Here is a 25409-nt window from a genome sequence, read left to right as displayed (position 1 = left end):
CGGACTCCTTTTATGTCCAGATCTGGACGTGCTTGATCTCTTTCGCGGGAATGAGGATGGCGGTTTGTTCGGTACGCTTCGTCCAGGAGCCGCATTCCTCGTCGTAGACCTCCTGGATGAGCAGATCGCGTTCAGCCGGGTCCGAAGATGCAAACGACTGACTGCCGAAGATGCCGGAGACGGTCGCGCCGTCCGAAAGAATGACCATGATGAATTGGTCGCCTCGGATCTTGGCGAACGTGTAGTCCCAGGCGGATGGCGTGGCGTGAATGGGGTTGGTCCTGCACAACTGCAGGAATCTTCGGAAGAACTCGTTCTGTCCGAGAATTCCAAGAACCAGACCGACGAACGCCGGCAGGACGATGATCAGTCCGAGCCATGCGAAGATCTTCGGGCGGCCGGGCTCGCGGAATGTGAGGACAAACTCCACGAACGGGGCGGCGACGCCGTAATAGAGGACCGTCAGCACTATGTAGGCGAGAACGTTCTCGCTCAACGTTCGGATGCGGCCGGTCAAGAATTGGGCGCGGACATAGGCGACGATCATCCCCGGCACGACGAAACCGAGAACCAGATAGATCGACTCGATGTTCTTTAGGTCCGGCATTTCTCACCATCACTGCCTTGATTCTTTGCCGAATGGGCTGCGCAGAACCGCATGAACTTCATAGCGTGAATGCTCGTCCGTGATTGATTCACGATACGTTCGTTCTGTCTTTTCACTCTCTCCGCATGGCGATCTGATCACATCAGGAACCCGCGCGGCGATTTGATAATTCTCGGGAGACGTCGAAGAGGTCTGCCGTCGCGAAATCGAGCGGCGCGCTCGCAATCACAAAAGCAAAATCAATCTGCGGTTTCAATATACCCGAGCGACCATACGAAACGTAAGGGGAACAAAAGTCTAGTCGGTATCGGCGTCTTGCACCGGTTTTTCACCGTCGTGCCGTTCTTCGAAATCGTCATCCTCTGAGGCGGCGCGATTCAGGACTGAATTGCAGCCATCTTGCGAAAATGCCAGCCTTGTTGCTATCGGAGACGCGTGCCCGTCATTGGACAAATACAAACCGCCAGACTGGACCCTAAGTGCCTCACAAGTGGGGCCTGCGGGACTCAAAATCTAAACGCGGGACTCAAAATAGACTGAAGCAGACTCGAAATAGGCCGAACGCCACAACATATTGTACAAATTGAAGAATTTAAATTCGCATAATGTATCTTATGGAACCTTCTCGCCGGTTGGCGTGCTCAGGCTTTCAAGGATCTGGCAATCTGCCACGCAGCCGCCGCTACAAGAGCCAAGCATGCGCGTCAGTTCAGCCTGCAGCGCGGCCAGCTGCGCAATTCGTTGATCGACCGCGGTCAGATGGCGTCGGGTAATCCTGTCGGCGTTCTCGCAAGGGCGTTCAGGCTGGGCGCTCAAGGCAAGAAGCTCCCGAATATCATTGACTTCGAAACCCAGCTCGCGGCCATGTTTGATAAAATTGAGCCGCATAATGTCGCCAGGACCATAGCGTCGCTGCTTGCCTTCAGTGCGGACAGGAGCTGGAAGTAGACCTACCTGCTCGTAATAGCGGATGGTTGGCACCTTCACGCCGGTTTGCCGCGACAGTTCTCCTATCGATACATCCATTTTTCGCTTGAACCTCTAGTCGCTAGAGGTTGTAGCCTCTTTCGAGAAAATGGGAAAGCCTCCGATGTCCGATCAGTGTTGCGGCTCAAGCCACCACCTCAAAGAACACATCGCGCTCGCTGCTGCCGGGTGCGCGGAAAGCTGTTGTTCAGGCGACTTGCCGCTGTTTGATGGCATAGACCCGCGCTACAAGCGGGTGCTGTGGACCGTGATCGGCATCAATGGCCTGATGTTCCTGGCTGAGATGTTCGCCGGCCAAGTCGCCGGCTCGCAGGCTCTGCAAGCCGACGCGCTCGACTTCCTTGCCGATACCGTCACCTATGGCCTCAGCCTGGCTGTCATTGGCGCTAGCCTGAAAACCCGCGCTGTCGCTGCGTTGTTCAAGGGGATGTCGCTGAGCGCCATGTCGCTGTGGGTGTTCGGCTCAACCGTCTATCAAACGCTCATGCTGGGGCTTCCGCGGGCCGACCTGATGGGCGCAATCGGCTTCCTTGCACTTGCCGCCAACCTTTCATCTGTGTTGCTGCTGATGCGCTACAAGGACGGCGACGCCAACGTGCGCTCGGTCTGGCTGTGCTCGCGCAATGACGCGATCGGCAACGTCGTGGTGATAGGGGCGGCCGTTGCGGTCTGGGGTACGGCAAGCCCCTGGCCTGACCTCGCCGTTGCCGGCTTCATGGTGGGTATCTTCCTGATGTCTTCGGCGCAGATCCTGCGGCAAGCCCGGGCGGAGTACAGCCAAAATTCAGCCCAACCGCGCATTGCGCTCAAAGATATCGGAATGCGCGGCTAAGTCGCCGCAGCGACGGCCGACCGAGGGCCGCCAAGGACCATTGCAATGATCCGGCTGTTTCCAGTCGTTGTCGTGCTGACGCTCGGGCTGTGCTTCTCTGCCGTCGCGCATGAAGAGAAAGACGCGGACTCAGCAAACGCCACGGTCAAGCTCTCAGACGAACAGGTCGAGGCCGGCCGCTTTGGGGTCCACGACGCGCATCCTGGCGATCTGAGCAAGCGCATCAAGGTGCCGGGTTCGATCATCCCGAGCGGCGATCGCATCGCCCGCGTAGCCGTGAAGTTGCTCGGCACGGTCCGGGAGCTACGCAAGCGCTTGGGCGACAGCGTGGAAGCGGGCGAGGTCGTGGCGGTGATTGAGAGCCGCGAGGTCGCCGATGCAAATAGTGAATATTTGGCGGCGCGCCTGGTCTTCGACCTGCAGCAAACCCTGTTCAACCGCGCCACCAAGCTATTCGAGGGCAAGGTGCTTAGCGAAAACAATTATCTGCGGGAGCGTACCACCTTTGAGGATGCGCGCGTCAAGTTTGAAACAGCCCGCCAAAAGCTGTTCGCCCTGAACCTCAATGCTGAGCAAATCGAGGCCCTGCCTCAACAGCCTGTCGAAACCCTCCGCTTGCAGGAGCTGCGCGCGCCTATCAGTGGCCGCATCGCGGAACGCCGCGTGGAGATTGGCTCGCTGGTCGGCCGCGAAGGCCAGGAAAGCGAGCTGTATGTCATCGCAGACCTCGGCGTGATGTGGGCGGATCTAGCCATCCCAACGAGCCAACTAGCCAACATCCAAGAAGGCCAGCAGATCACGATCAGCGCCGGCACGGGTGCTGAACCCGCGCCGGCCACCATCATGTTTATCAGTCCATTGCTGGACAAAGACACGCGAGCGGCCCGAGTCATTGCCTCGGTCGACAACGCCGCCGGTAGGTGGCGGCCTGGTGCCTTCGTCACGGCAGATATTCCGATCGATCAGCAGCGGGCCGACTTGGTCGTACCGGTCACAGCATTGCAATCAATCAAAGGCGAGCCCGTGGTGTTCGTGCGCAACAAGGAAGGCTTTGAAGCACGCAAGGTCAGCGTCGGCCGCCGCGATGGGCGGATGGCGGAAATCTTTTCGGGCCTGACCGCGGGGGAACGGGTCGCAACCTTCAACACGTTCACGCTCAAGTCCGAGCTCGGCAAAGCCGAGATCGACCATGACGATTGAGAGCGAACGTGATTAGCCGCGTTCTCGCCTTCTCCATCCGGAAGCGTTGGCTGGTCGTTTTGGCGGGCTTTGCCATCATCGCGCTGGGTGTCTGGTCGATGGCGAGCCTGCCGATCGATGCCGTGCCGGACATCACCAATAACCAGGTGCAGGTCAATACGACGGCCCTGGCGTTGTCGCCGGCGGAAATAGAAAAGCAGGTGACCTTCCGGATCGAAACCGCTCTTGCCGGGATTCCAGGCCTTGAGAACACCCGCTCGATCTCGCGCAATGGCTTTTCCCAGGTTACTGCGGTTTTCTCGGAAAAAACCGATATCTACTTCGCGCGCCAGCAGGTGAATGAAAGGCTGCTCGAGCTACGGCCTCGGCTGCCGCCTGGCGTCGATCCCAAAATGGGGCCAGTAGCCACAGGCCTCGGCGAAATCTACATGTGGTCCGTAATGTTCACAGCCGAGGCGCTGAAAGAAAGCCCCTATTTCACGCCGGAAGGCGCCCAACTCACAAGCGAGCTAGAGCGCTCCGCCTACTTGCGCACGGTCCAGGATTGGATCGTAAAGCCGCAGATCAAGAGCGTGCCGGGCGTCGCCGGCGTCGATTCCATTGGAGGATATGTCAAGCAGTATCAAGTCCAGCCCGACCCAATGAAACTCATCGCTTTCGGGCTGTCCTTCGCCGAAGTGGGCAAGGCGCTCGAGGCCAACAATGCCAGCCGTGGCGCCAGCGTGATTGAGCGGAACGGCGAGGGCATTGTGGTCCGGACAGGCGGCCGGCTCGAAAGCCTTTCTGATATCGGCGCAGTGGTGGTCAGCACGCGTGGAGGCGTGCCGATTTATATCCGCGACGTCGCGCAAGTAGCAGTCGGAGGGGAGATCAGGACCGGCAGCGCCAGCGAAAACGGCCGTGAAGTAGTGGTCGGCACGGCATTGATGCTGATCGGCAGCAACAGCCGCATCGTTGCCAAGGCAGTCGATGCCCGGATGAACTTGGTTCGTCGGACTTTGCCGCCCGGCATTCAGATACAGACCGTCCTCGATCGGACCCAGCTGGTTGAGGAGACGGTAGAAACCGTCGCCACTAACCTCGGAGAAGGCGCCCTGCTGGTGATCATGGTGCTGTTTGCCATGCTCGGCAATTTCCGCGCGGCTTTCATCACGGCGCTGGTGATCCCGCTGACAATGCTGATGACCGCGGCGGGTATGCTCCAGGCACGCGTGAGCGCCAACCTGATGAGCCTCGGCGCGCTCGATTTCGGACTTATCGTTGATGGTGCAGTGATTATCACGGAAAACACCTTACGGCATTTGGCTGAAAAGCAGCATGCCGCCGGACGAGGCCTTACTATTGCGGACCGGCTGCAAGCCGTACAGGAAGCCGCTGAGGAGATGATCGGGCCCAGCGTCTACGGCCAGGCCATCATCATCTTGGTTTACGTGCCGCTCCTGACCTTCAGCGGGATGGAGGCCAAGATGTTCGAGCCGATGGCGCTGACCGTCATTCTGGCGCTTATGGCGGCTTTCGTGCTCTCGCTGACCTTCGTCCCGGCTTTGCTTGCGATATGCATTACAGGACGCGTGAGCGAAGGCGACAACGTCGCTATGCGGCGATTAAAGGCCGTCTACCGGCCCGCACTGGCCAGCGTCCTTAGGCGACCCCTCCCATCGCTTGCCGGCGCGCTCGCCTTGTCTGTCGCCGCCATCTTTCTGTTTTTGCGCTTGGGCCAGGAGTTCATCCCCACGCTGGACGAAAAAAACGTCCTCCTGACGGCCATTCGCATTCCCAGCGCAAGCCTTGGGCAGGCGCAGGCGATGCAGCTCGAACTTGAGCGGAAGATCGGCGTCCTGCCCGAGGTGGCCCTGGTGTTCTCGAAGACCGGCACGGCCGAAATTGCGTCCGACCCGATGCCCCCCAACCAATCCGATACGTTCGTCATTCTCAAGCCGCGCTCGCAGTGGCCCGACGCGAACTTGTCCAAGGCCGAGCTGCTCGAGCAAATCGAAGCCAAAGCGCGTGAACTGCCCGGCAACAATTATGAATTCACCCAGCCGATCCAGATGCGCTTCAACGAGCTGCTGGCCGGCGTCAGAGGCGATATAGCCGTTAAAGTTTTCGGCGAAGAGTTCGAGCCGTTGTTGCGCGCGGCCAACCAGGTCGCGGAGATCCTGCGCAGCACGAAAGGGGCAGCTGACGTCAAAGTCGAGCAGGCGGGCGGCCTTTCGGTTCTCGAGATCAGCGTGGATAAGGCAGCTATCGCTCGCCGCGGCTTGAACCTGGCGGCCGTGCAGGATGTCATCGGCACGGCGATAGGCGGCCGGGATGCCGGCGTGGTATTCCACGGAGACCGCTACTTTGAAATAGTGGTGCGCTTGGCGGAGTCCAAACGCAATGACTTAGACGCGATCCGCGCTCTGCCGGTTGCGCTGCCCGGCGCCGGGAATGCTGCCTCAACAGTACCACTCGGTGAACTGGCAGCCTTGAGTCTGGGTGAAGGTCCAAATATGATCAGCCGCGAGAACGGCAAGCGACGGATCGTCGTAACCGCCAATATGCGCGACCGGGATATCGCCTCTGTCGTAAACGAGGCGCAGGCGAAAATTGAAGCGCAGGTGAAGCTACCGGCCGGCTACTGGATGACCTGGGGCGGACAATTTGAAAACCTGATCGCGGCGCGGCAGAGGCTCTTACTGGTGGTGCCGGCATGCTTCGTGCTGATTTTTCTTCTGCTCATGGGCGCCCTGGGCTCGGCGCGCGATGCGTTGCTGGTATTCAGCGCCGTGCCGCTGGCGCTGACAGGCGGCGTTTTGGCGCTCTGGCTGCGCGGCTTGCCGTTTTCGATCTCGGCGGCAGTGGGTTTTATCGCCTTATCCGGCATCGCCGTTCTAAACGGTCTGGTCATGCTTACTTACATCAAACAACTGATGGCACGGGGCTACGGGAAGCTTGAAGCGATAAGCGAGGGTGCCTTAACCCGTTTGCGTCCGGTAAGCATGACGGCACTGGTCGCATCGCTGGGCTTCGTGCCGATGGCGTTGGCAACGGGCACGGGCGCCGAGGTCCAGCGTCCGATCGCCACGGTCGTGATCGGCGGGCTGATTAGCGCGACTCTGCTGACATTGTTTGTACTGCCAGCACTGTTCGCGCGATTCGGCCAAAGCAATCAGACGGACGCTGCTCAAGATGAGACGACACTGCGCCACGCAGCAGAGTAGCCCCGATGCTCTTTGAGTTGGATTTGCTTGGAACGCGCAACCTGACCGGCGGCGACAGTATCATAGTGTGCTGCGAACGTGTCAGCACGGCCAATGCGACCTCTCTCTCCGACGAAAGCCCATTCACCAAACAACGTAGGCTCTACATCGAGCTTATAGAAGGTTGCCATGTTGCGATCAGCATCGATCCGATAAAGCAATTCAGCGGCCATTGGCGAGTCTCGCTATCGTGCTGCGAGCAATATTGAACGTGCGGGCGATCTCGCGATGCGGTTCGGCGGCTTCAAGACGAGCCAAGGCCTAGCGGCGTTGTTGCCCCCCTGATTGGGTACGAGAACGAATTCAGAAACCGGCAGGACTTCAACGCCCTGGCGAGCGCGAGGCGTTCAGGGCGAGCGCCTTCGTGCCGTGATCGAGAGCGAACGCCACCATAGCGGAGACTATACCGATGCGGCGACCGTTCACGCAGCCTCCCGCAAATCGGCCCTCGCATCCAGAACAATCAACGGCGATCACGAACGCCACGACCAGATCAGGCCATGCGGTGCCGGTCAATGCGACCAGACCGGCCGCAGCCACGACCGCAGCGTTGCCAATAGCGTCGTTGCGCGAGAACAGCCAGACAGCGCGCACGTTCGCATCCCCCTCCGATGCGGGATCAGCACGAGCGCCGCCGCCACGTTGAACACCAATGCGATCACGCCGAACAGGCCCATCAACTCTGCCTCGGGCTGTTTCAGAACAAGCACCCGGTAGGCCGTCGGGACGACGACGCCCAGCCCGAGCGCACCGAGGAACAGGCCCTGAATAAGCGCCGACCGGGCGCGCCAGAGCAGACTCCAGCCGACCGCCAGCAGGCCGAGTAAGGTAATCAGACCGTCGCCAGCGAAGTCGAGCGCATCGGCTTTCAAGGCCTGCGACCCCGAGATAAAGCCCCCGACCATCTCCACCACGCCATAACCTACGTTGAGTAGCACAACGATCCAGAGCGCCCGCTTGTAGGCCGAGGTGATGTGGGACAAGTCTTTTGGCAAATCGTCGTCATCGTCTCCGGTCTCCGCCTCTGGTCGGTCCAGCCGCTCGAGCTTGTAGCCGATCCCGTTCACAGCCCGTTCAACCTCCCGCAACCGCGCCGTGACGGTATGCAGGGTCATGATCTGGGTGGCCGTCGAGACCTTCACATTATCCACGCCATCCACGCCGACCGACCGAACCGCTTTCTCAATCTCGGCGGCACACGAGGCGCAGTCCATGCCGGTGACGCGATATCGCGCTGTCCTTGAGGCTTGTCCGTCGAAGCCGTTACATTCATGACCATCTTTCCTTACCGAGAAAGATATCATCCTCTCAATCCTGAACGCTCCACGCGGAGAACACTGGCCGTCGGAGAGATCGTCGCGGCGACCGGGCTTACTCAGCCTAACGCTTCAAACCATCTGCGCTGTCTGAGCGAGTGTGGCCTCGCTACGGGCGAGCAACTCGGGCGCTTCGTCCACTACCGCCTGAGCGACCCCCGAATTGCTCACTTACTGGCGCTTGCCGACGATCTACTGAAGGATACAGCGCAAGGTATTACTCCGTGCCAGAACTACACCGTTGTAACGAGCAGAGGAAAGCGGGGTTGTTCACCACGCGCATTGCCTTTGCCATGGCGAGGCGCGCTTGTCGTCGCAGCTTGCTCTACCGGACGCTCCAGCTCGCGGCAAAGGCAATTTAGTTCTTACGACGTCAGAGGCGCCGACCGGGCCCCCACCTGCTCCCGTTTGAACCATCACGCGCCTGAGATGCCGGCTTGAGGCGTTCGTAAGAACGACCTCGGTAAAGCCTTTCCTCCAAAAGCAGACCGGGAGTCGGAGCTTTAGCGCGCGACACCGAAATGGTAGCGAGCTCTGACGGAGCCACGCCAGTCTTTTGCCAGCAGTTGAGGCGTTGCGTCGGCGTTCGCACCGTTTTCGACTCTGCGCATCCATCGATTTTCTGGTGGCTCGAATAGCTCGTATCGGATTGCCGACGGGATGGAGAACTCCGGCAAGCGCCAGGGCAAAATCGCGTGGCGTGAGGACTGCACTCGTCCAGACCGGGTTGTAGAGGGCGGCGCCGAGAATGCCGACCACGGCCGCGTTCGCGCCAGGCTTTCCTGCTTCAGAAAGGCGATGATGTCCCGCCGAGCCGAAGCGTTCGGAACGCGGGCCGGCATTCTTACCCCAGCAATGAATTTGCGCGGATTGGTAAGCCACCGATCGAGATTGTCAGCGGACCAGTGGATGCCCGATTGCGCCAATGCCGAAGAGTACTTGTATCGGGCAGCCGATCCCGCCTTCCGTTCAAAGACGCCAGCGAGGTTCGGGCCTGCCTTATTCTTGTCGAGCCCATGGCAGGCGGCGCATGTTTCACTGAAGAGCTGCTGCCCCCGCACCGGATTGGGTTCGGCGCTTGCGACGAACCGGGACAAGTCTTTCGCGTTGCCGGGGTTCGTTGAGCGGAAGAACGTGTAAGAAAGCGTATTCGTATTGATGTCCCGCGTGTCTCGGTCGGTCGCCAGAGCCGGATCGACAAAGAACACGACCGGCATATCGACCTTTTGGCGCGCGTCCAGCCGCTCCTCGTCGAAGCAGAAACACCGGATCTTGTTGAAAAGATGCCAGCAGTTCCCGGCGTCACGTTGAAGGTCGCGTGACCGACGATCGCTTGATCGCCGAAGTTCTCGGCCGAGAAAAACACGAGTTTGTTTCTCCCAGCCGGACCTTCACCTCATTCTGCTCCGGCTCAAAGCGCCACGGCAAGCCCGGAGCGACATTTGCGTCGAACCGCACCGTGATCATCCGCTGCGATCCCGCATCCGAGCCGGAGGCCGTCCGTTGCGTTGTGCCTCCATAGCCTGTGGCCGCGCAGAACAGCCGGTAGAGCGTCGGCGAATAAGCAACGAGGCCGAGCATGATGCCGATGACGGCAATGCACGGGACTATGATCTTGAGATTCTTGCGGCGCGTTGGGCTCATTCCGGTCTTTCGCAGGTCGGTTTCGATAAGGTTATTTCTTCGTTGGGCCGCCCGCTCCGTGCATCATTGATTTCATATCGCCGGATTGCATGGCGCCGACCTTCGCCACGGAAACCGTCACGTCGATCTTGCCGGCTTTTTCGAAGGTCAGAGTAAGCGGAAACGTCTCGCCTTCCTTCAGCGGTTGTTTCAGTCCGACCATCATCATGTGCATGTCTCCCGGCTTGAAGATAACTTTTGCTCCGCGATCGATTTCCACGGTGCGCAGTTCGCGCATGCGCGAGATGCCGTTATCTTCGGTTTCCCTATGAAATTGGACTTTTTGCGCCAATGGCGTCGTTGCGCTCAACAAGCTATCCGCGGAGCTGCCATCGTTGATCACGGTCACATAGGCTGCGCCCGTTTTCGCCCGCGCAGGCGTGGCCCGCGCCCAGGCATTCTCCACACGAATCGTGCTCGGGGCAGACGTTTGCGCTTGCGCATGACCACTCACAACGAACGCGATCAAGACGGCTGCAATCCAATGACCTGCGAGCCTCATTAACATCTCCCTACGACTTCGCGCGCTCTGGTCGAAACCAGCGTAAACGGCCCGCCGATGTCGCCCGATGTGGTGACGACCAGCGCCGGCTCCGATACGAACAACGCAAGCCCCGCCGCAACGGCGCTCGCTCCCGTAAGCGCGAGCATTACAGCTATGAGCGGCTTGAACCGGAGTTTCATCGGGATGCTTTCGCGCACTTCATGATTTGATCTTCCATTCCCCTGTGACCGAAACCGACCACCACCCAGCTACGGCTTCATCGGTGATTGGCTACGGCTTTCCTCTGCTTGAAATTGGCGTTGTTCCGGAGTCCAAAGCGTCTTCAGATACGTGATGACGGCACGGATTTGCTCGGGCGAGAGCACGTCGGCGAAGGCAGGCATGGTCAACCGTGTGGTCTTGTTGAACGGATCGCGCAGACCTTTGCTGATCATGTCGTAGAGCATTGCATCTGAGTGCCGCCACGTGTGCCCTTCCTCATTGTGCGGAGGGGCGGGGAGTTCTCCACGCTCGTCACGCTTTTGCCAGTTCGGTGTCCCCTCTGCTTTGGCGCCATGACACGAGGCGCAATACTGCTGGTAAACCTCGCGGCCGAAGTTGACGACGTGAGGATCGAGCGGCGGCAAATCGTCTGCCGCCCGGGCTATTGCAATGTGACCTGCCGCAGCGATCATCGCGCCAATCATGAGCTTATGCATTCACCTGGTTCCAGGCGTCGCCTTGATCCGCGCTCTGGAACAGGGCGCCGTCTTCGGTTATGGCGTAAAGAATCCCGGACGGAGCAAACGCGAGCGCAGAAATCTTGGAGTTTGGAGACTTCATCTGAGTCCAATTTTCGCCGCCGTCAGCGCTGCGAAAGAGTCCCTTCTCGGTGGCGACAAAAATGTGCGCCGGCTGTCGCGGGTCAAAAGCGACACTGCGCGCAGGGCTGCCGAGTGCTCCGGCGTCCTGCCACAAGCAGAAGCAATCCATGACTCGCCGAACGCCCTTTGGCGTCGCGGCAAACAGCCAGCCGGTCTGCATGCTTCCGGCCATATTGGAGTGGATCAGCTGGTGTATCCCGCCTTGGGAGCTGCGATCCATTAAGCGCCAGCTTTTGCCGCCGTCCTGGCTACGATAGACGCCGCTGTCCTGTACGACAGCGTAGACCGTTTCTGGCTGTGTGGTATGTGCGGCAATCGAAATGACGGCGCGGTTTGGAAGTCCGTCGTTGCGTTCGACCCAGGTCTTGCCTCTGTCATCCGTCAAGAGCACGCCGAGACCTCGGCCGGCGATATACATTACCCCCTTGATCGCCGGAGAGTCCGCTAAGCTGGCGATCTCGCCATCTTCCACAGCGGGGACCGCAATTTTCCGCCAGCTCTTTCCGCCATCGTCGCTTCGGTAGAGTGCGTGCGGATACGCCTTCAGCAAAGCGTCCGAGTGGGAATCGTAGGCGAGCGCAACAACGCGTCCTTGCGCCGACTTCTCCGCGGCGGCTGGTGCCGCCCCAATGCCAAAGAGCAGCGCGATCAACACCGTCGCTGCGCCGAAGCCACGCGCAAACCGATCAAGGCGGCTCATTTCAGTTTTGTCCTCACGCAAGTGATCAATTCGAAGGGCTCCCGTTAAGCGGCGGCACTTCGGCGGCGGTGGCCTGCTTCCCGCTCATCGGGCGACGAACTCTATATTTGCGGGCTCGTCCCACTCCGCGGGTCCGATGAGCCGGCCGATTTCACGACCCTCGCGATCGATAATGAGCGTGGTCGGAAGCCCGACGACGCTCAGCTTGCGCGTCGGGACTCCCGAAACGTCGATATATTTCAAGCGTCTTGATCCCGATCGAAGAAGTTGCGCACCACATTCGCTCCGCCGCGGTCGATCGACAGCGGCACCACCTGGAAATTGGGCCCGCCCAAGGCGGCCTGCAGACGGTCGAGCGCCGGCATCTCCTTGCGGCACGGGACGCACCAGGTCGTCCAGATGTTGAGGAGAACGGATTTGCCGTGGAAATCCGAAAGGCCGCGCGACTTTCCTTCTCCGTCCACAAACTGGAACGCTTGAACGGGCTTCGGCTTGTCACGCAGAATGATCTTCTCTTCCAGAGGCTTCGCAGCGGCCGTCGTCGAAACCGCAGCAATCGCCGCGATTATGGCGATCCGGCAGCGGATGCGTCGGGAATTTTGTTCTTTTGTTCGTGTCATTGCCGTTGCAGCTTTCGGATCAACGGGAGATTTTTTCATCAAGAGTTTTCGGCATCACCGCGCAGATTTGCTTGTACGCAATGCGGCCGTCCTTGGTGACCACGAAGGTCTCGGGCACGCCGTAGACACCCCCAATCGATCGCCACGCGGCCATCCATATCGGCGCCCGTGCGCGTGTAGGGATCGCCCATCGTGTTGAGCCAGCGCGCCGCGTTATCAGGCAGGTCCTTGTAGCTGAGACCGCGAATGGGCACGACGTTATCGGCTTTCATTTGCATCAATACCGGGTGTTCCTCGCGGCATGCGACGCACCACGAGGCAAAAACATTTATGAGCGAGACTTGGCCGTTGAGGTCGGCGCTCGACAGCCCCAGTGTGCGTCCCTTGACCGGCGGCAGGCTGAACTGTGGCACGGCCTTCCCGATCAGCGCAGACGGGATCGCCGTCGGATTGCGCGACATGCCCCAGGCAAGCGCGAGCGCGAGGCCCAGGAACCCAATCAGAGGGACGACGAGGATCAACCGACGCGTCCACGGCATCGTTTCGCCAACAACGGAACTAGGTCTTGCGACGACCGGTTCGGCACTCGTCATAGATTGAACTCTCGCATCGGCATCATGCCGCCCGGCCCCTGTTCGACTGCAAAGACCTTCTCCGGAACAGATCCGCTTGCGATCTCATAAATCGTGAACGGTCCCACTTTCGGACCCATCATGCCCGGCGTGCCCGTTGGCATGCCCGGCAAGGAGATGCCGATGATGTTCGGTTTTTCGGTAAGCAGCTTGTTGAGCGTGTGGACCGGAACGTGTCCTTCGACCGCATAATGGCCGATGACCATCACGTGGCAGCCCTCGTATTTTTCAGAAATGTGCATCTGCTTTCTGATCAAAGCGAGATCTTGCTTCGCATCCACCGTCACGTCGAAGCCGTTGCTGCGGAGATATTTGGCGTACTCCAGGCAGCAATCGCAGTTCGGATTCCGGTAGAGAGTGGCGGTGGGTTTGCTGTCGGCGAATGCCCGGTCACTCAGCGCTGTGAGCGTGACCAAAGCCGTCGAGATCATCATCGTCCTGCGGTTCATGTGCATTCTCCACTTGAATAGGTGCGTTCCATTTGTCACATGCTAATCGCTGGACCAATCTCAGACGGATCGGAAAAAATGATCGTTGCTCTGTCGCCTTGCATGCCGGTCCGCAGCAACACCGGCCGGCCTTTAACGGGTCCGCGTTCGCTTGAATCGGTTTTGAAATGCAGATTGAATTCCGAGAGCGAGACCGTTGCGCCGGAAGCCATCGTCAGGCGATATCCGTTGTTCGATGATCGGATCGATACCACTTCGTGCATCGGGCCAATCGTTTTGAGATTCAAAGATGGGGCGCCTCTTTGTCCCAAGGATGCTTCTGGCTGAGAACGTGTTGCAGCCAACTCGCTTGCTTGAGCCCGGCGAGCAACCGATAGAGCCCCTACCAGACCCACCGTCGTGACCAGGAACGAGCGGCGATGAACACTGCGTCGTCGCACAAAAGACATTGGCAGTTATCCTTTCGTTGGGCTTGCGGCGATTAACGCGGCCTTCTGTTTTGACCTATTGCTCCGGGCACGTTTGCTTAATCAAATTTCCGATCTCGGCGGCCGTGGAGAAGACGAGCGAAGCGCGGTCTCCTTGCATGCCCGCTGGTAAGAGCACGGGCTTGCCGCCCAGCGGACCGGTCGCGCTGGAATCCACTTTGAGGCGCAGGTTCATCTCCCAGAAAGGCCGTTCCTTTCCGTCCGCCGTTGTCACGAAGAAGGTGTTCTTGCAGTGCCGTATCGCCGTGACCCGCTCATCGGGTGCGGCAATTTTGAGCGGTTCGGGCGCCTGACCGCGCGCTTCTTCGGCGGGAACCAATCCCTGCGCAACGACCGTCTTGGCCCCGTCTGGCACCAAAGCGATTTTTAGAAACGCGATGAGATCGCCTCGCGCCTTGTCGTCACGGATTCCACGAAACGTCATGTAGGTGCCGCGAACGAATGCGCTCGGATCCGCGAGCCAGGCATAAAGCGTGTTCTCGTCCCAGACAAAATCCTTCGCCTTGAGAGCGCTCGAATATCTAGGGAAGTCCGGTACCGAAGCCGCCTTCTTGCCCCACAGACCGGCAAGGCTCGGCCCGGTCAGATTCATATTGGGTTCAAGCGAATGGCAGACGGCGCAAGCACCATAGATCTTAGCGCCGCGTCGAGGATCGCCGCCCGCATGCGCCGCATTAAGAGCCGCCGAGACGAAAATCACGGCGGCGGCAAGTCCAAAGAATTGTGAGATTATCTTCATCTGATTCCCGCTCACGCAATACGAATGACGGCCATCAGTCCTGAGACCTGATGATCGGTGATGTGGCAGTGGATCATCCAGTAGCCGTAGGCACCGCTTGACCTGCAGGCCGTGTCTTTCGAGCGTCCAAGCGAGTATCTCTTGAAGTGGTTCCGGCATAACTCTCCGCCGCAGCTGATACGAGCAAGAACGACGAAAGGACCAAGGGACTTAATCTGCGGATCATCTTGCACACAACTAACGAGGCAGCCTCCTTTGGCGGTGTCTCACAACGTCAGTTCGAGGGAGAGGCCACGCCGGTTACACGTTCACGGCTACGTGAACGTGTAACCGGGAGTGCCCTGCCTGCGAAGTAACGTTGAGGCAAATGAATGAGCAGGCTGAACTTAGAGCGCTGATGATTGCCGGCTCAAGGGCGACGCTAAACCGGGTGCTGCTTGGAGCGTTAGCCGGGGCATTGCGGGCCTACTACAGGAGCAGCTGGTGCGGGCCGGCCGCAAAGCCGACGAAACCGAGGATCTCGTGCATGACGCGTTGATGGCCGTCCATATGCAGCGGCACACTTACGATCCGGGCGAACCACTGACGCCTCGGCGACGCTAAAAGCTCATCGATTATCTGCGCCGCACACGTGCCTCCATGGCTGACGTTCCGATCGAGGATGCCGGACACTTCATTGCGCGCGACGATCATGTCGCGGCTGAAAGCGCTCTCGATTGGCGCGCTTACCTGAAGCTGAACGTCAACGTTTGCGCTTCCCCGCAGCGACCGTATAGGAGTCGCGCCGATTTTCACGTGTCCGTGAACATGTAACCCACGAAGGGCAGCTGACGAAATTATCATTAGGAGCTTCTCGAATAGCGGAGTCAGCCAGTTGCAGCCGCGGCAATTCGTTTTGGCGCAACCGCTGGCCGTGGTTGGTCTTGGGAGCCGTTTCGTTGATCGGGTTGGAGTTGGCTCGTCGCTGCGGGAGTGCTCCCCATTCCTTTCGCTTCGCCTCCACGCGTGGCAATGTGCGCCCTGCATCTTTGCATCCGGAAAGATGGGTCAGGGCGACGGGCGGAATACGAAGCCGACGGCGTGAATTGCCGAGGCACCACGGGACAAGCGAAGCGGCAGATCATGGGGTGGATTTCGCAAAGGTAAACAAATGGAAAAAGGATCTACTCGGATGAAAACGACTGCAACATTTGTCACTGGCGCTGCTCGCGGTCGGTGGTGCGCTGATGTTTACGCCCGCACTTCGCGCCCAAGAGATCCCAGCCACGCCCGGGCCGCCGGCGACCATCGCATGATGGGAGATGAGATGACATGCGTGGTATGATGAACATGATGGGTGAGATGAACAAGATGATGGAAAACTGCATTCGCATGATGCAGACCAGAGACGACGCCAGAACACGGACCCACGGAAGAAAGACGGTCGTGGTAAGCACCGGCCGCACTCGGCAATTAACGAAGCTGGCGGCCGGCAGGATTTCGGTCCACCTCTCGGCGCGTAAACTCAGTTCGGTATGCCCCACCGAGATTACGCGCCCGGCCGTCGGGTATCCTCCGCCCGACGGCCATCGTCATCTCGCCGCCGCAGGGTTGGTTGTTATTGCTACAACTCATCTGAGAATGGCGCACACCAGAGCTTGCTTGGATGTGGTCCGCCGCAATAATGAATCGAAAAATACCGAGCGTGGGATCGGGTTAAAATGGAAACTGGCTTCCAGAAATGGCTCGGGTTATGGCCCTACGCCCTGTTGATGATCGTGATCGCTTCGTGGGCGTTCTATCATTTCCTCGCTCCCGCGAGCTGGCGCGAATGGACTGGCGCGGGACTGTTGCAGGCCTTCATCATTGCCCTGTACGCGGAGATGTATGGATTTCCGCTCACGATCTATCTTTTGACGTCAGCGCTGCCTCTCAACATTCCGCTCGCGCATTTAACCGGTCACCTCTGGGCCACGCTGCTGGGCTATGGGCCGGTCGGTGCGGTCGTCGAGATGGCAATCGGCTCAGTGTTCATCGTCATAGGGCTGCTTCTCGTCATCAAGGGATGGACCAGAATCTATTTTACGGCGACCGCCTTCAGACCGGCGGTCTCTGCGGCATAGTTCGTCATCCCCAATACACCGGGATATTTCTAGTTATCTTTGGCCAGCTTGTGCATTGGCCGACCATTCTGACACTCGTGCTCGCACCAGTGATCGTCCTGACCTATGTGCGCCTCGCGCGGCGCGAGGAGGCGCGGCTGATCAAGCAGTTCGGTGAGGCATACCGAAAATACATGCGGCGGGTGCCGATGTTCTTACCTCGTTGGCGCGACATGCGCAGAGCGCGAGCGCGGACTATTTCATGATGTGCGACGGGAAAGCGGCGTGGACGGATTGTCGCGCTGTCGATTAGTTGGCTTTGCCGTGACTACATAACCAACGTTGGCATGCCCGATCTTAGGGCGAATCACCGTACGGCGGAGGCCGGCTGCCATCTCAGTGCTGCGCGCGAGTGGAGGTAGATGATGACTGGGATCACTTCGTCGACTGCCGAACGCAAGCAGGAGCAGAAATCGTTGCTACGCGAGCTGCTGCAGGCCGAGCGCTATTATCCCAGTGACCGGCGTGTGTGGATGGTGCTTGCAATTGTCGTTCATAACCGGTGGCGTTGCACTCAACTGGGGCTGGCTAGTCGCGGCTGGCCTCGCGCCGAGACTCGTCTTGCTGCTGCCTTGCGCCATCATGTGCGCTCTCCCCTTCTGCATGAAACGGTACGGCGAAGCAGACTGCGGGAAACGAGAAGGGCCCGGCCAAACAGGTGGGCGGCCGCCGTCTATCGCCAAAAATCAGGGCGCGGACCGACAGCATCGCAAGCGAACAATTGGGAGCTGGCCCGCGGTAGCGAAGAACAAAGAGCGGGTGCGCAAAATGACAGCGGTTTCCTGGGCGCAGCCCAATAGACGCGACTTCCTTTATATTGCCACGGGTGCCGTCGGTGCGGTGGGCGTCACCGCGGCGGCGGTGCCCTTGATCTCACAGATGAATCCCGACGCCTCGACCATCGCCGCCGGCGCCCCCATCGATGTCGATCTCGCCCCGATCGCCGAAGGCCAAGTGATCAAGGTGTTCTGGCGCAGTAAACCGATCTTCATCAGCCACCGCACCAAGAAGGAGATCGACGACGCACGTTCCATCAACTGGCACAATCTAATCGACCCGGAGTCCGATCAGGCGCGGGTAAAGGAGGGGCGTGATCAATGGCTCGTGGTTATTGGTATTTGCACCCATCTCGGCTGCATTCCGCTTCCTCATCAAGGCGACTATGGCGGTTGGTTCTGCCCCTGCCATGGCTCGCAATATGATACAGCGGGTCGGGTACGTCGCGGGCCGGCGCCAGCCAATTTGTATTTGCCGCCGTACGAGTTTCTCTCGGAGACAAAGATCCGCATCGGCTGATGAGTCCGAGTGATGTGCGCTTGGCAGGATCTCTTCCCGACCTTTCACCAAAAGGGATTTGCTATCAACGGCCTCGGTTCGGGAGCCGAGTTGCGTCATCGTGCTGAGCGCTGTCGCGCCGGCTTCGTTGCTTCTGTCAGGTTCCGAGCGGTATCGGCGAGCGCCACGTGACTGAACACGTGCGGGAAGTTGCCCAACTGACGCCGATGACGCGGATCGTATTCTTCCGCCAAGAGACCGACATCGTTGCGCATTCAAGCAAGCGCTCGCAAAGTCTTTGGGCATCGTTATGGCGCCCAAGCAGGACTAAATTGTCGGCGAGCCAAAAACTGCAAGCGAGAAACGCTCCTTCGCCGGGTGACAATCACATCCTCTGTAGCCGAAGAATCGTAGCGAAGGACAAAGCCATCGACCATCAGCTGGCGCTCGACGGTCTCGACAGTGGCTCCGCGGGTCACCGGCGGGAAGAAACCCGACGAGAGGGATCAGGAGCAGACTGGCGTCCAGGGTTTTCCCGCCGTAGCACTGCACGAAAGAGCCAATTTTAGCATTGAATCCTCTTCGACAAACCTCCTCGTGAATTTGGCTGCGTATGCCGCGCCAGCGCTCCAGCGGGGCTTCGAGGTGAACTGCTCGGCGCTGCGAATGGCGCGGTCGAACGCCACCCAGGCCATTACTTTGGAGTGCGTGAAGTGGCGGCTCCCGCTGCGCATTTCCAGATGCCTTCGTCGGGCCGCTGCCAAATCGTCTCCAGATGCGAAACGAGCGCGCGCTGCCCCCAACCGCTTCGCTGTGTTCCAATCCGCCCCGCCGGGCATGATGGAAGGTATCCATGACCTCACCATACACGTCCAGCTGAAGCTGGCGATGCGCCGCATTGCCGATGCGCACCGGCAGCGAGCGTTGGTAGCCCGGTAGCCAGGCGAGCTCCCGTTCCGTCAGGTCACATTCGCCTGCGAGCCCGTATATGATCTGGATGCGGCTCGGGCTGCCGGCCACTGCGCGCAGCAGCCAATCGCGCCAAGCCCGCGCCCCATCGAAGTAACCGGCGTTCATCGGCGAGAGGAGGGAAAATGTGGAGTCGCGCAACCAGCAAAAGCGGTAATCCCAGTTGCGCGGGCCACCCGGCAGCTCGGGCAACGAGGTCGTAGGCGCCGCGACGATGCCCCCGGTCGGCTCATAGGTCAACGCCTTGAGAACGAGATGCGAGCGGACGACCGCGTCGGCCCAGGGACCTTTATAACGACAGCGCTCTGCCCACTCTGTCCAGAACGCCTCCGTCTTGGCGAGTGTCGCATCAGCATCAATCGGCTTCGGCAATGGGAGGTGTGACGTCGCGTAGCTCAACACAAACGGGACTGTCTCGCCGTCGCTGACCGTGAATTCGGAAATTGTTTTGAAATCATCTCCGCGAAGGGGTGCGGTCGTCCGCAGCGCCAGTTGGTCCGGTCCTGCGATGGCGCGCAGGGTTCCGTCTTCCAGCCGATTCACCCAGGGAATCACGTGGCCGTAGCCGAACCGGATGACCAGCTCCGATCGCATCGCGACCCGGCAGCTTCTTCCCACGACCACGCGGATCAGATCCTGGCGTTCCCCGTCCATGGACATGAAATCAATCAACGTCACGGCGCCATCGCCGGTCTCGAAATCGGTCTCAAGGATGAACGTCTTGCCGCGATAGCGCCGCCGCGTCGCGGTCTTGCCGCTTGCGGGCTCGATCAGCCAACGGCCGTGGTCGGGCGTACCAAGCAGCGCAGCGAAGCAAGCCTGTGAATCGAACCGTGGTCAACACAACAATCGATCGAGCCGTCGCGCCCGACGAGCGCCGCGCTCCGGCAATCGTCGATGAGCGCATAATCTTCGATACGACCGCCCATGCATGCTCCCGGCGAGATCCGACCGCTATCCGCCTTCCGGGAAGGCTGGACAAAGCGTCATGCCTCCATCCACCACACGCGTCGTTCCGGTGACGTAGTCGGATTGATCGGACGCCAGCCAGATGGCTACCTCAGCGACATCCGCCGGCTCTCCAATGCGTCCATAGGGAATGAGCCGCAGAAGCTTGCTCTCCGCCTCCGGCGTATCCCAGGCGGCACGATTGATCGGCGTTTTGATCGCGCCGGGAGCAATGGCATTGACGCGGATGCGCTTCTCCGCAACCTCCTGCGCCAAGCTCTTCATCATCAACATGACTCCGCCTTTCGAGGCCGCATAGTTGACGTGGCCCTTCCAGGGAATGACCTGATGCACCGAGCTCATGCAGACGATCTTGCCGACGGCCTGGAATAAGGACTCGCCTCTTGTTCCGAGAAGCAGCGGATCGCCTCCCGCGCGCAGAGAAACTGTCCGGTCAGGTTCACATCGATCACGCGCCGCCATTGTTCGAGGGTCATATTGCTTGCGGCCGCGTCCATCTGAATTCCAGGATTCGCGACTAGAATGTCAATATGGCCGAAGGCGTCATGGAAGATGCGGAACATAGACTGCACTTCCTGCTCGCTCGCCACAAGCCTGTAGCGGTATGGTTTCGGCGCCCGTCGCCCGGATCTCTTCGACAACTTTCCGTGCCGCATCGGCACCGGAGCGATAGTTCACGCCGACTGCTGCGCCCCAGCGGCGAAATCGCCGGGCGATGGCTTCACCAATACCAGAACTCGCGCCGGTGATCAGACCTTTCTGTCCTTGCAAAAGAACGCCGGCATCAAAGGCGAGCGCATCTTCCATGATCAGACCACGAACCGATCCCAGCCCGCGTAATGATCCCGGCTGCGGGTGCCACGCGGCAGGCTCAGGCCGATCAAGACAATCCCGATAGCGGCGTCCGACCAGCGCGCCGTGGGCGACGCGCCATCGAGGAACCAGGCAGCAAGCACCAGCCAAGCGCCGAACAGCACGTTCACAAAACGCAGCGGTCGCCCAACCTCCGCCATCGCGATCACCGCCGTCGTCACTATTAGCGCACCGACGAGATGATCGCTGTCCGCCATCGGCGGGATAGTGCCGAACGTCAGGCGCGTGAACATCAGCCAGATGCCCAAAACGACACTGACGACAAGCGTCCACGGCAGCGTCACGCCTGGCAGCATCGCCGTTAGGGCGGATCGGAACGAATCCATCTCGACGCCCTTGTCTTCCTTCCCGCCCTCGACGAGAGCTCCTCCCATGAAGAACATGCGCAACAGGGACTTGCCGGCGCGCCGGCTCCAGACCAGGAACTGGCCCATGGCCACGAGTTCGTCGAGTGCGAACGGGATCATGATTAGCATCGCGAGCGCGGCCAGAAGACACAGCGTGCACCAGGTCCCGATGGCGATCGGTTGGATGATGATGAAGTAGATGCTCACTACGCCCAGCGGCACGACCAGGATCCCGAAGAATGTCACCATCCACGGCATGGTCCGCCAGCGGCGCTTGTCGCCCATGGCGCCCATCAGGATTTCCAGCATGTAGGCGACGGCACCGAGGCCGCCGTCCGGGATCGGCCAAGCTTTCGAAACGTCCGAGGTGATGATCGTCTCGGTCCCGTTGCGGTCACCGGTGCCGCCAAAGAACGGATCCCAAACTGAGTCGACGTGGCCCATCTGATAGGCCGCGAGATAGCGCGCGATCAGAAATCCCACTGCTCCCATAACGATGATGGGAAGGCGTTGCGCCCACGTCGATGGACAATAGGTCCATCCCGGCGGTATATCCGGCCCGCCCATCATTCCCTCCATGCTCATGCCCGGCATCATGGGCACGAGAACGGCGAATGTAATCACAAGCGCGCCAACGAGCGTATCGTTTGCATAGGAGGCCGCGCTTGGCGCCCAAAACAGCAGGGGTGCGAACAGCAGCCACAACCCGACGAATGTGTTGGCCCATTGAGCCCAGCTGGTCCGGCGCGAAAGCGAGAGCAGGCCGAAGAGCATGATCAGCGCGCCCGCGCCGACGTCGCTCCAGCCGAGCGCCCAGTTCCGCCATTCCGGCGAGGGAAGTCCCCGCTCCGCCGTGACCCGAAGGATCGCTTCGCTGAAGAAAGCAGGTTCGAACAATCCGAAAATTGTCGGGCTGGTGGCTAGCCAAGCTCCGAGAGCGATGTTCGCGAAATGCGTCCAGGCGGTCTGCCGATGTTCGGCAAGCATCAATTCGTCGTGCCCCCGCAGCATCCGCTTTTCCGCCAGCATCTCCTCGGTCCTTTGTCGGGAATCGCCGGCCTGCTTGTGCTCGGGAGCGGAAGCTGCTTCTCCCGCGACAAGCGCCGGATTGAGCTTGTTGTCGCGGTACCAGGCGACCGGATCTGACTTTAGGGCACCGATGATGACGGGCAGTGTGGCCCGCAGCAAGTGTTTGGGTTCCCACCCCACCAAGGTTCGCGCCCGAGTGAGGTCGAGCTCGTAGTGATCGTCCGCAAAATCCACCATCCATGGCTTGATGAACGGCTCTTCCTGCAAAAGATCGCCTTGAATCCATGCTCCCGTTTTCGCCGCAGCCTTCGGGATTTCGTGCGTTTCCCATTCCTCACCATGCAACAGGCGGCCGCTGGTGCGTTGTACTTCGTCGTAGCTCAGCGTCTCCGGCTCCCCGACTAGCAATGAGAGCTCAGGAGGCAATTCGTTTCGCTTCTCTATGATGCGGAAAAGCGCCTCGCCTACATCGTCGAGGTGCACGAATGCCTGACCGCGCTTGAGGTCGCCGGGATAGAGGTGACTCAGAATTTGCCGTTCATAAATTCGCGCGATCTGCTGCGACAAAAATGCATTGCGACATCTGTCGTCGTACACGCCGGCGAGACGAAGCAGAACAATAGGGATCTCGCCGTGTTGCTTTCGGATTAGCGACTCGGTTTCGACCTTCGACAATGGATAAGGCCATTTCGGATCAATCGGCGAATCCTCATTAATGCGTTGCCCCGGCTCGACCGGCGCATGGACTAGCATCGTACTGGTGAAAATGAATTGTTCGACCTGGAATTCTTGGAGGTGTTGCAAGAGCCGTTCGGTGCCGCGCACAGTGATCTGTTCGTACAGCGGGCTTGGTTCGCCCGAGAGATCGTAATAAGCGGCGAGATGGATCACAGAGGCAATGCGGTTTCCGTACGCAATTCGGATGCGCTCGAATGCGCCTTTGGCACCGGGTTCCGAGGTGAGGTCGATGCACACGCATTCCGCAGCAGGCGGCGGCGCGTGAGACGCCATCCGATCGAAGCCGACCAACGAAAATTGGCCCGCGAAACTGTTTATCAGGGCGGAGCCAATAAAGCCGCTGCTGCCGGTGATAATCACCACGTCACGTTGAGCCATTCGGATCTCCCGCGAGAAATTTTCCCTGCATCGTTAATTCCCAGGCATAAGGGTGCCTCTGCGAGATAGCGCTTGCCGTTTCCTTCCGGTTCTGGGAGTCGGTCACCCCACCACGGATATTCACTTGCAGCTAATGCAAGATGGGCATCGGCAGTTCCCGATCGCGCTCTTCGCGAAGCTTCACGAACGCGTCTTCCGTCTTTAGCCTTTGCAGATGGATATTTTCGGCGCGTTGCTGAGCAACGGTGCTTTCCCACAGGGGGTTTTTACGTCCAGCAGGGCGGTAATCGTGCCCCGTTAACAGGCGAGTGCCATCAGGAAGCGCCATCATCCGTTGGATGCAGTTCCAGAGAACGCGTGCGCTGCCGCCCGCAAAGTCGGTGCGAGCCGTGCCGCCGTCCGGCATTAATATGGTGTCGTGTATGAAAACAGCATCGCCCACGAGAAAGGCAATGGATGCCAGCGTATGTCCTGGTGTGAGCAGGACTTCGACACTCATATTGCCGATCTTGAACCGCTCTCCATCGCGGAACAGCTTGTCCCACTGGGATCCGTCGGTCGGGAAAGCATCCCCGAGGTTATAGATGTCCTTCCAGAGCTTCTGAACCTCGATCACTTTCTCGCCAATGCCTGTGGGTACTCCGGTCTTATCCTTAAGGTAGCCAGCCGCCGAGAAATGATCGGCGTGGGGGGGGGTGTCGAGAATCCACTGCAGTTGACATTTTTCCTGCTTGATATGGTCCAGCAACTCATCAGCGGAATGCGTTGCCGTGGCTCCGGAGTTCGGATCAAAGTCCAGAACAGGATCGATGATCGCGCACTTCTTGATCTTAGGATCTGACACAACGTACTGAACTCTTGAGGTGTGCTTTTCGAAGAACCCGGCGACGATGGGCGTACCTTGGCTGATCCGGATCTTCGTCGCTGACGAGAAACTGGTACGCCGACAGAAGGGCAAAGGCGCTGGACCCGGCCAGCGCTGTCGTATTGCGAGCCGTAGCACTGGCAGAACCAGCCGTCATAGTCACCCTGACGGGAGAGCGGGATGCAGCCGAGATGCGTAAGTCCAATCCAAAATGGCTAAGTTGCATATTCGATGCCTCGTTCCGTCTTAAAAGCCGTCCAGAGCGCCTGGTTTGGGCCGATTTTTCGCGAGGAGATAGTGGCCTCAGCGAACGCATTCGCAGGAGGTCCAATGACCAAACCAGACGTTGAAGCTGCAGCCGCATAGGCGACGTGCGTTGGTCAACGCGAGCCCGGACGCCGTGTGGTTGTAGACGCGCATGATAAGCACGTAGCACAATGTCAACGTCGGATTGCGCAGAACGCACGCCCTGCCCGGTCTTAAAGCGGCTTGAGGAAAGTGGGTTCATGCAATCCTCGCAAACGACACTCGGATCGCGCGTTCACGAGACACGACGCCTTCTCTCCGGACCGACAGCCACACTTTTACCCGGCAACGTTTTTCCTGAGCCTCAGGGTCAATGTCAGTCGTCAGAATCGGTTTTGTGAAAACCAGTTTTGACATTTGAACTGCCCGTGTCTTTCTGATTGCCACCCATATTTTTCATGCACATGAACATCATGATTGCACACGGCAGCAAGAACAGCAGTGGCAGCAGTTTTCCAGTGCTCTGCGTGCCGAACGCGCCACCGAACACAAGGATCGCGCCGACGAAAGCGACCGCGCAGACCGCAAGCCCGCTCCATCGACTGAGCCAACCTCGCTTTCTGCCGGCCGCCGGAGAGCCAGAAGATCGGGTCGTCAGATTTCTATTCAGTTCCATTGTTTCATCTCCTTTCAAGAGGACAATGTAATCTCTC

28 protein-coding genes and 4 pseudogenes are annotated in these 25409 nt (G+C 59.4%); 7 read left to right on the top strand and 25 right to left on the bottom strand.

Going from position 1 to position 25409, the window contains the following annotated elements; translation table 11 throughout:
• Positions 1-10: 10 nt before the first annotated feature.
• Both NWI01_RS06810 and NWI01_RS06805 read right to left on the bottom strand, forming a co-directional pair.
• Complete coding sequence (locus tag NWI01_RS06810; protein ID WP_141383136.1) at positions 11-607, bottom strand: DUF6338 family protein; 597 nt, start codon at positions 605-607, stop codon at positions 11-13.
• A gap of 612 nt (positions 608-1219) precedes the next feature.
• Positions 1220-1633, bottom strand: a complete 414-nt coding sequence (locus NWI01_RS06805) for a MerR family transcriptional regulator (protein ID WP_141383135.1) — start codon at positions 1631-1633, stop codon at positions 1220-1222.
• A gap of 64 nt (positions 1634-1697) precedes the next feature.
• Between NWI01_RS06805 and NWI01_RS06800 the strand changes: the two genes are divergently transcribed.
• From NWI01_RS06800 to NWI01_RS06790, 3 genes are read left to right on the top strand one after another with little or no spacing between them, the layout of a single operon-like run.
• A complete protein-coding gene (locus tag NWI01_RS06800; RefSeq protein ID WP_244613676.1) occupies positions 1698-2426 on the top strand; it encodes a cation transporter in 729 nt (242 codons plus the stop codon).
• Between the two features lie 45 nt (positions 2427-2471).
• The gene (locus NWI01_RS06795; protein ID WP_141383133.1) at positions 2472-3626 is read left to right on the top strand and encodes an efflux RND transporter periplasmic adaptor subunit; all 1155 of its coding nucleotides are present in this window, start codon (positions 2472-2474) and stop codon (positions 3624-3626) included.
• 8 nt (positions 3627-3634) lie between these two features.
• Positions 3635-6832: an efflux RND transporter permease subunit gene (locus tag NWI01_RS06790; RefSeq protein WP_141383132.1), complete on the top strand. Its 3198-nt coding sequence runs from the start codon at positions 3635-3637 to the stop codon at positions 6830-6832.
• Here the strand turns inward: NWI01_RS06790 and NWI01_RS06785 are convergent.
• From NWI01_RS06785 to NWI01_RS06780, 3 genes are all read right to left on the bottom strand, one after another.
• Positions 6796-7002, bottom strand: coding sequence for a WGR domain-containing protein (locus NWI01_RS06785; protein ID WP_244613680.1), 207 nt, complete (start codon positions 7000-7002; stop codon positions 6796-6798). The two genes, NWI01_RS06790 and NWI01_RS06785, sit on opposite strands and share 37 nt — an antisense overlap.
• A gap of 190 nt (positions 7003-7192) precedes the next feature.
• On the bottom strand, positions 7193-7411 hold the full coding sequence (locus NWI01_RS19575; RefSeq protein ID WP_244613675.1) for a hypothetical protein: 219 nt from the start codon (positions 7409-7411) through the stop codon (positions 7193-7195).
• Positions 7384-8085, bottom strand: coding sequence for a cation transporter (locus tag NWI01_RS06780; RefSeq protein ID WP_244613674.1), 702 nt, complete (start codon positions 8083-8085; stop codon positions 7384-7386). Before NWI01_RS06780 ends, NWI01_RS19575 begins: the two co-directional genes overlap by 28 nt.
• Positions 8086-8142: 57 nt before the next feature.
• Between NWI01_RS06780 and NWI01_RS06775 the strand changes: the two genes are divergently transcribed.
• Complete coding sequence (locus tag NWI01_RS06775; protein ID WP_141383130.1) at positions 8143-8628, top strand: ArsR/SmtB family transcription factor; 486 nt, start codon at positions 8143-8145, stop codon at positions 8626-8628.
• 401 nt (positions 8629-9029) lie between these two features.
• On the opposite strand, the pseudogene NWI01_RS20060 reads toward NWI01_RS06775, so the two are convergent.
• The 12 genes and pseudogenes from NWI01_RS20060 to NWI01_RS06715 form a co-directional block, all read right to left on the bottom strand.
• Positions 9030-9428 (bottom strand): annotated as a pseudogene (locus NWI01_RS20060) (cytochrome c oxidase assembly protein); the annotation flags it as partial.
• Positions 9429-9489: 61 nt separating this feature from the next.
• Positions 9490-9831 (bottom strand): cytochrome c oxidase assembly protein, encoded by a 342-nt coding sequence (locus NWI01_RS20055; protein WP_253356581.1) that lies wholly within the window; start codon positions 9829-9831, stop codon positions 9490-9492.
• Positions 9832-9862: 31 nt separating this feature from the next.
• Positions 9863-10372 carry a copper chaperone PCu(A)C gene (locus tag NWI01_RS06765; RefSeq protein WP_181410401.1) on the bottom strand — a complete coding sequence of 170 codons (510 nt, stop codon included), beginning with the start codon at positions 10370-10372 and terminating at the stop codon, positions 9863-9865.
• 251 nt (positions 10373-10623) lie between these two features.
• Positions 10624-11073 (bottom strand): c-type cytochrome, encoded by a 450-nt coding sequence (locus tag NWI01_RS06755; RefSeq protein WP_141383127.1) that lies wholly within the window; start codon positions 11071-11073, stop codon positions 10624-10626.
• Positions 11066-11959, bottom strand: coding sequence for a WD40/YVTN/BNR-like repeat-containing protein (locus NWI01_RS06750; RefSeq protein WP_210242949.1), 894 nt, complete (start codon positions 11957-11959; stop codon positions 11066-11068). The genes NWI01_RS06755 and NWI01_RS06750 overlap by 8 nt, the downstream gene beginning before the upstream one ends.
• A 218-nt stretch (positions 11960-12177) precedes the next feature.
• Positions 12178-12558 (bottom strand): TlpA disulfide reductase family protein, encoded by a 381-nt coding sequence (locus tag NWI01_RS06745; RefSeq protein WP_244613673.1) that lies wholly within the window; start codon positions 12556-12558, stop codon positions 12178-12180.
• A 38-nt stretch (positions 12559-12596) separates the two neighbouring features.
• Complete coding sequence (locus tag NWI01_RS06740) at positions 12597-13097, bottom strand: redoxin domain-containing protein (protein ID WP_244613672.1); 501 nt, start codon at positions 13095-13097, stop codon at positions 12597-12599.
• 50 nt (positions 13098-13147) lie between these two features.
• A complete protein-coding gene (locus NWI01_RS06735) occupies positions 13148-13639 on the bottom strand; it encodes a DUF411 domain-containing protein (RefSeq protein ID WP_141383125.1) in 492 nt (163 codons plus the stop codon).
• A gap of 35 nt (positions 13640-13674) precedes the next feature.
• Positions 13675-14088: a hypothetical protein gene (locus NWI01_RS06730; protein ID WP_141383124.1), complete on the bottom strand. Its 414-nt coding sequence runs from the start codon at positions 14086-14088 to the stop codon at positions 13675-13677.
• 55 nt (positions 14089-14143) lie between these two features.
• On the bottom strand, positions 14144-14827 hold the full coding sequence (locus NWI01_RS06725) for a c-type cytochrome (protein WP_244613671.1): 684 nt from the start codon (positions 14825-14827) through the stop codon (positions 14144-14146).
• Positions 14828-14877: 50 nt separating this feature from the next.
• The gene (locus NWI01_RS20265; RefSeq protein WP_367399583.1) at positions 14878-14943 is read right to left on the bottom strand and encodes a hypothetical protein; all 66 of its coding nucleotides are present in this window, start codon (positions 14941-14943) and stop codon (positions 14878-14880) included.
• 391 nt (positions 14944-15334) lie between these two features.
• Positions 15335-15559: a hypothetical protein gene (locus NWI01_RS06715; protein ID WP_181410399.1), complete on the bottom strand. Its 225-nt coding sequence runs from the start codon at positions 15557-15559 to the stop codon at positions 15335-15337.
• Positions 15560-16566: 1007 nt separating this feature from the next.
• Between NWI01_RS06715 and NWI01_RS19315 the strand changes: the two genes are divergently transcribed.
• The 3 genes from NWI01_RS19315 (at position 16567) to petA (ending at position 18303) form a co-directional block, all read left to right on the top strand.
• Positions 16567-16968 (top strand): hypothetical protein, encoded by a 402-nt coding sequence (locus NWI01_RS19315; RefSeq protein ID WP_210242948.1) that lies wholly within the window; start codon positions 16567-16569, stop codon positions 16966-16968.
• A complete protein-coding gene (locus NWI01_RS19310; RefSeq protein WP_210242947.1) occupies positions 16911-17213 on the top strand; it encodes a methyltransferase family protein in 303 nt (100 codons plus the stop codon). The genes NWI01_RS19315 and NWI01_RS19310 overlap by 58 nt, the downstream gene beginning before the upstream one ends.
• 562 nt (positions 17214-17775) lie before the next feature.
• Positions 17776-18303: a ubiquinol-cytochrome c reductase iron-sulfur subunit gene (petA, locus tag NWI01_RS06705; RefSeq protein WP_141383121.1), complete on the top strand. Its 528-nt coding sequence runs from the start codon at positions 17776-17778 to the stop codon at positions 18301-18303.
• Positions 18304-18398: 95 nt separating this feature from the next.
• On the opposite strand, the pseudogene NWI01_RS06700 reads toward petA, so the two are convergent.
• The 8 genes and pseudogenes from NWI01_RS06700 to NWI01_RS06675 form a co-directional block, all read right to left on the bottom strand.
• Positions 18399-20180, bottom strand: a pseudogene (locus NWI01_RS06700) (glycoside hydrolase family 15 protein).
• Between the two features lie 25 nt (positions 20181-20205).
• Positions 20206-20562, bottom strand: coding sequence for an SDR family oxidoreductase (locus tag NWI01_RS20050; RefSeq protein WP_253356577.1), 357 nt, complete (start codon positions 20560-20562; stop codon positions 20206-20208).
• Positions 20559-20783, bottom strand: a complete 225-nt coding sequence (locus tag NWI01_RS20045; protein WP_253356575.1) for an SDR family NAD(P)-dependent oxidoreductase — start codon at positions 20781-20783, stop codon at positions 20559-20561. The genes NWI01_RS20050 and NWI01_RS20045 overlap by 4 nt, the downstream gene beginning before the upstream one ends.
• Positions 20764-21027 carry an SDR family NAD(P)-dependent oxidoreductase gene (locus tag NWI01_RS20040; RefSeq protein WP_253356573.1) on the bottom strand — a complete coding sequence of 88 codons (264 nt, stop codon included), beginning with the start codon at positions 21025-21027 and terminating at the stop codon, positions 20764-20766. The genes NWI01_RS20045 and NWI01_RS20040 overlap by 20 nt, the downstream gene beginning before the upstream one ends.
• 2 nt (positions 21028-21029) lie before the next feature.
• Positions 21030-23585 carry a vitamin K epoxide reductase family protein gene (locus NWI01_RS06690; protein ID WP_141383120.1) on the bottom strand — a complete coding sequence of 852 codons (2556 nt, stop codon included), beginning with the start codon at positions 23583-23585 and terminating at the stop codon, positions 21030-21032.
• Positions 23564-24501 (bottom strand): annotated as a pseudogene (locus NWI01_RS06685) (MBL fold metallo-hydrolase). The gene NWI01_RS06690 and the pseudogene NWI01_RS06685 overlap by 22 nt, the downstream one beginning before the upstream one ends.
• Before the next feature lie 32 nt (positions 24502-24533).
• Positions 24534-24647: pseudogene (locus tag NWI01_RS19560) on the bottom strand (ubiquinol-cytochrome c reductase iron-sulfur subunit); the annotation flags it as partial.
• 425 nt (positions 24648-25072) lie between these two features.
• On the bottom strand, positions 25073-25372 hold the full coding sequence (locus tag NWI01_RS06675; RefSeq protein WP_181410398.1) for a DUF2933 domain-containing protein: 300 nt from the start codon (positions 25370-25372) through the stop codon (positions 25073-25075).
• Positions 25373-25409 lie beyond the last annotated feature (37 nt).

The organism is Nitrobacter winogradskyi, from assembly GCF_006539545.1.
Classification (GTDB): Bacteria; Pseudomonadota; Alphaproteobacteria; order Rhizobiales; family Xanthobacteraceae; genus Nitrobacter; species Nitrobacter winogradskyi_A.
This window is presented reverse-complemented; position numbering and strand designations above follow the sequence as displayed.

Coding starts and splice junctions, on each gene's coding strand:
- NWI01_RS06810 (WP_141383136.1), bottom strand. CDS start 607: ATGCCGGACCTAAAGAACATCGAGTCGATCTATCTGGTTCTCGGTTTC.
- NWI01_RS06805 (WP_141383135.1), bottom strand. CDS start 1,633: ATGGATGTATCGATAGGAGAACTGTCGCGGCAAACCGGCGTGAAGGTG.
- NWI01_RS06800 (WP_244613676.1), top strand. CDS start 1,698: ATGTCCGATCAGTGTTGCGGCTCAAGCCACCACCTCAAAGAACACATC.
- NWI01_RS06795 (WP_141383133.1), top strand. CDS start 2,472: ATGATCCGGCTGTTTCCAGTCGTTGTCGTGCTGACGCTCGGGCTGTGC.
- NWI01_RS06785 (WP_244613680.1), bottom strand. CDS start 7,002: ATGGCAACCTTCTATAAGCTCGATGTAGAGCCTACGTTGTTTGGTGAA.
- NWI01_RS06780 (WP_244613674.1), bottom strand. CDS start 8,085: ATGGACTGCGCCTCGTGTGCCGCCGAGATTGAGAAAGCGGTTCGGTCG.
- NWI01_RS06775 (WP_141383130.1), top strand. CDS start 8,143: ATGACCATCTTTCCTTACCGAGAAAGATATCATCCTCTCAATCCTGAA.
- NWI01_RS20055 (WP_253356581.1), bottom strand. CDS start 9,831: ATGAGCCCAACGCGCCGCAAGAATCTCAAGATCATAGTCCCGTGCATT.
- NWI01_RS06765 (WP_181410401.1), bottom strand. CDS start 10,372: ATGAGGCTCGCAGGTCATTGGATTGCAGCCGTCTTGATCGCGTTCGTT.
- NWI01_RS06755 (WP_141383127.1), bottom strand. CDS start 11,073: ATGCATAAGCTCATGATTGGCGCGATGATCGCTGCGGCAGGTCACATT.
- NWI01_RS06745 (WP_244613673.1), bottom strand. CDS start 12,558: ATGACACGAACAAAAGAACAAAATTCCCGACGCATCCGCTGCCGGATC.
- NWI01_RS06740 (WP_244613672.1), bottom strand. CDS start 13,097: ATGCCGTGGACGCGTCGGTTGATCCTCGTCGTCCCTCTGATTGGGTTC.
- NWI01_RS06735 (WP_141383125.1), bottom strand. CDS start 13,639: ATGAACCGCAGGACGATGATGATCTCGACGGCTTTGGTCACGCTCACA.
- NWI01_RS06730 (WP_141383124.1), bottom strand. CDS start 14,088: ATGTCTTTTGTGCGACGACGCAGTGTTCATCGCCGCTCGTTCCTGGTC.
- NWI01_RS06715 (WP_181410399.1), bottom strand. CDS start 15,559: ATGATCGTCGCGCGCAATGAAGTGTCCGGCATCCTCGATCGGAACGTC.
- NWI01_RS19315 (WP_210242948.1), top strand. CDS start 16,567: ATGGAAACTGGCTTCCAGAAATGGCTCGGGTTATGGCCCTACGCCCTG.
- NWI01_RS19310 (WP_210242947.1), top strand. CDS start 16,911: ATGGACCAGAATCTATTTTACGGCGACCGCCTTCAGACCGGCGGTCTC.
- petA (WP_141383121.1), top strand. CDS start 17,776: ATGACAGCGGTTTCCTGGGCGCAGCCCAATAGACGCGACTTCCTTTAT.
- NWI01_RS20050 (WP_253356577.1), bottom strand. CDS start 20,562: ATGAGCTCGGTGCATCAGGTCATTCCCTGGAAGGGCCACGTCAACTAT.
- NWI01_RS20045 (WP_253356575.1), bottom strand. CDS start 20,783: ATGTTCCGCATCTTCCATGACGCCTTCGGCCATATTGACATTCTAGTC.
- NWI01_RS20040 (WP_253356573.1), bottom strand. CDS start 21,027: ATGGAAGATGCGCTCGCCTTTGATGCCGGCGTTCTTTTGCAAGGACAG.
- NWI01_RS06690 (WP_141383120.1), bottom strand. CDS start 23,585: ATGGCTCAACGTGACGTGGTGATTATCACCGGCAGCAGCGGCTTTATT.
- NWI01_RS06675 (WP_181410398.1), bottom strand. CDS start 25,372: ATGGAACTGAATAGAAATCTGACGACCCGATCTTCTGGCTCTCCGGCG.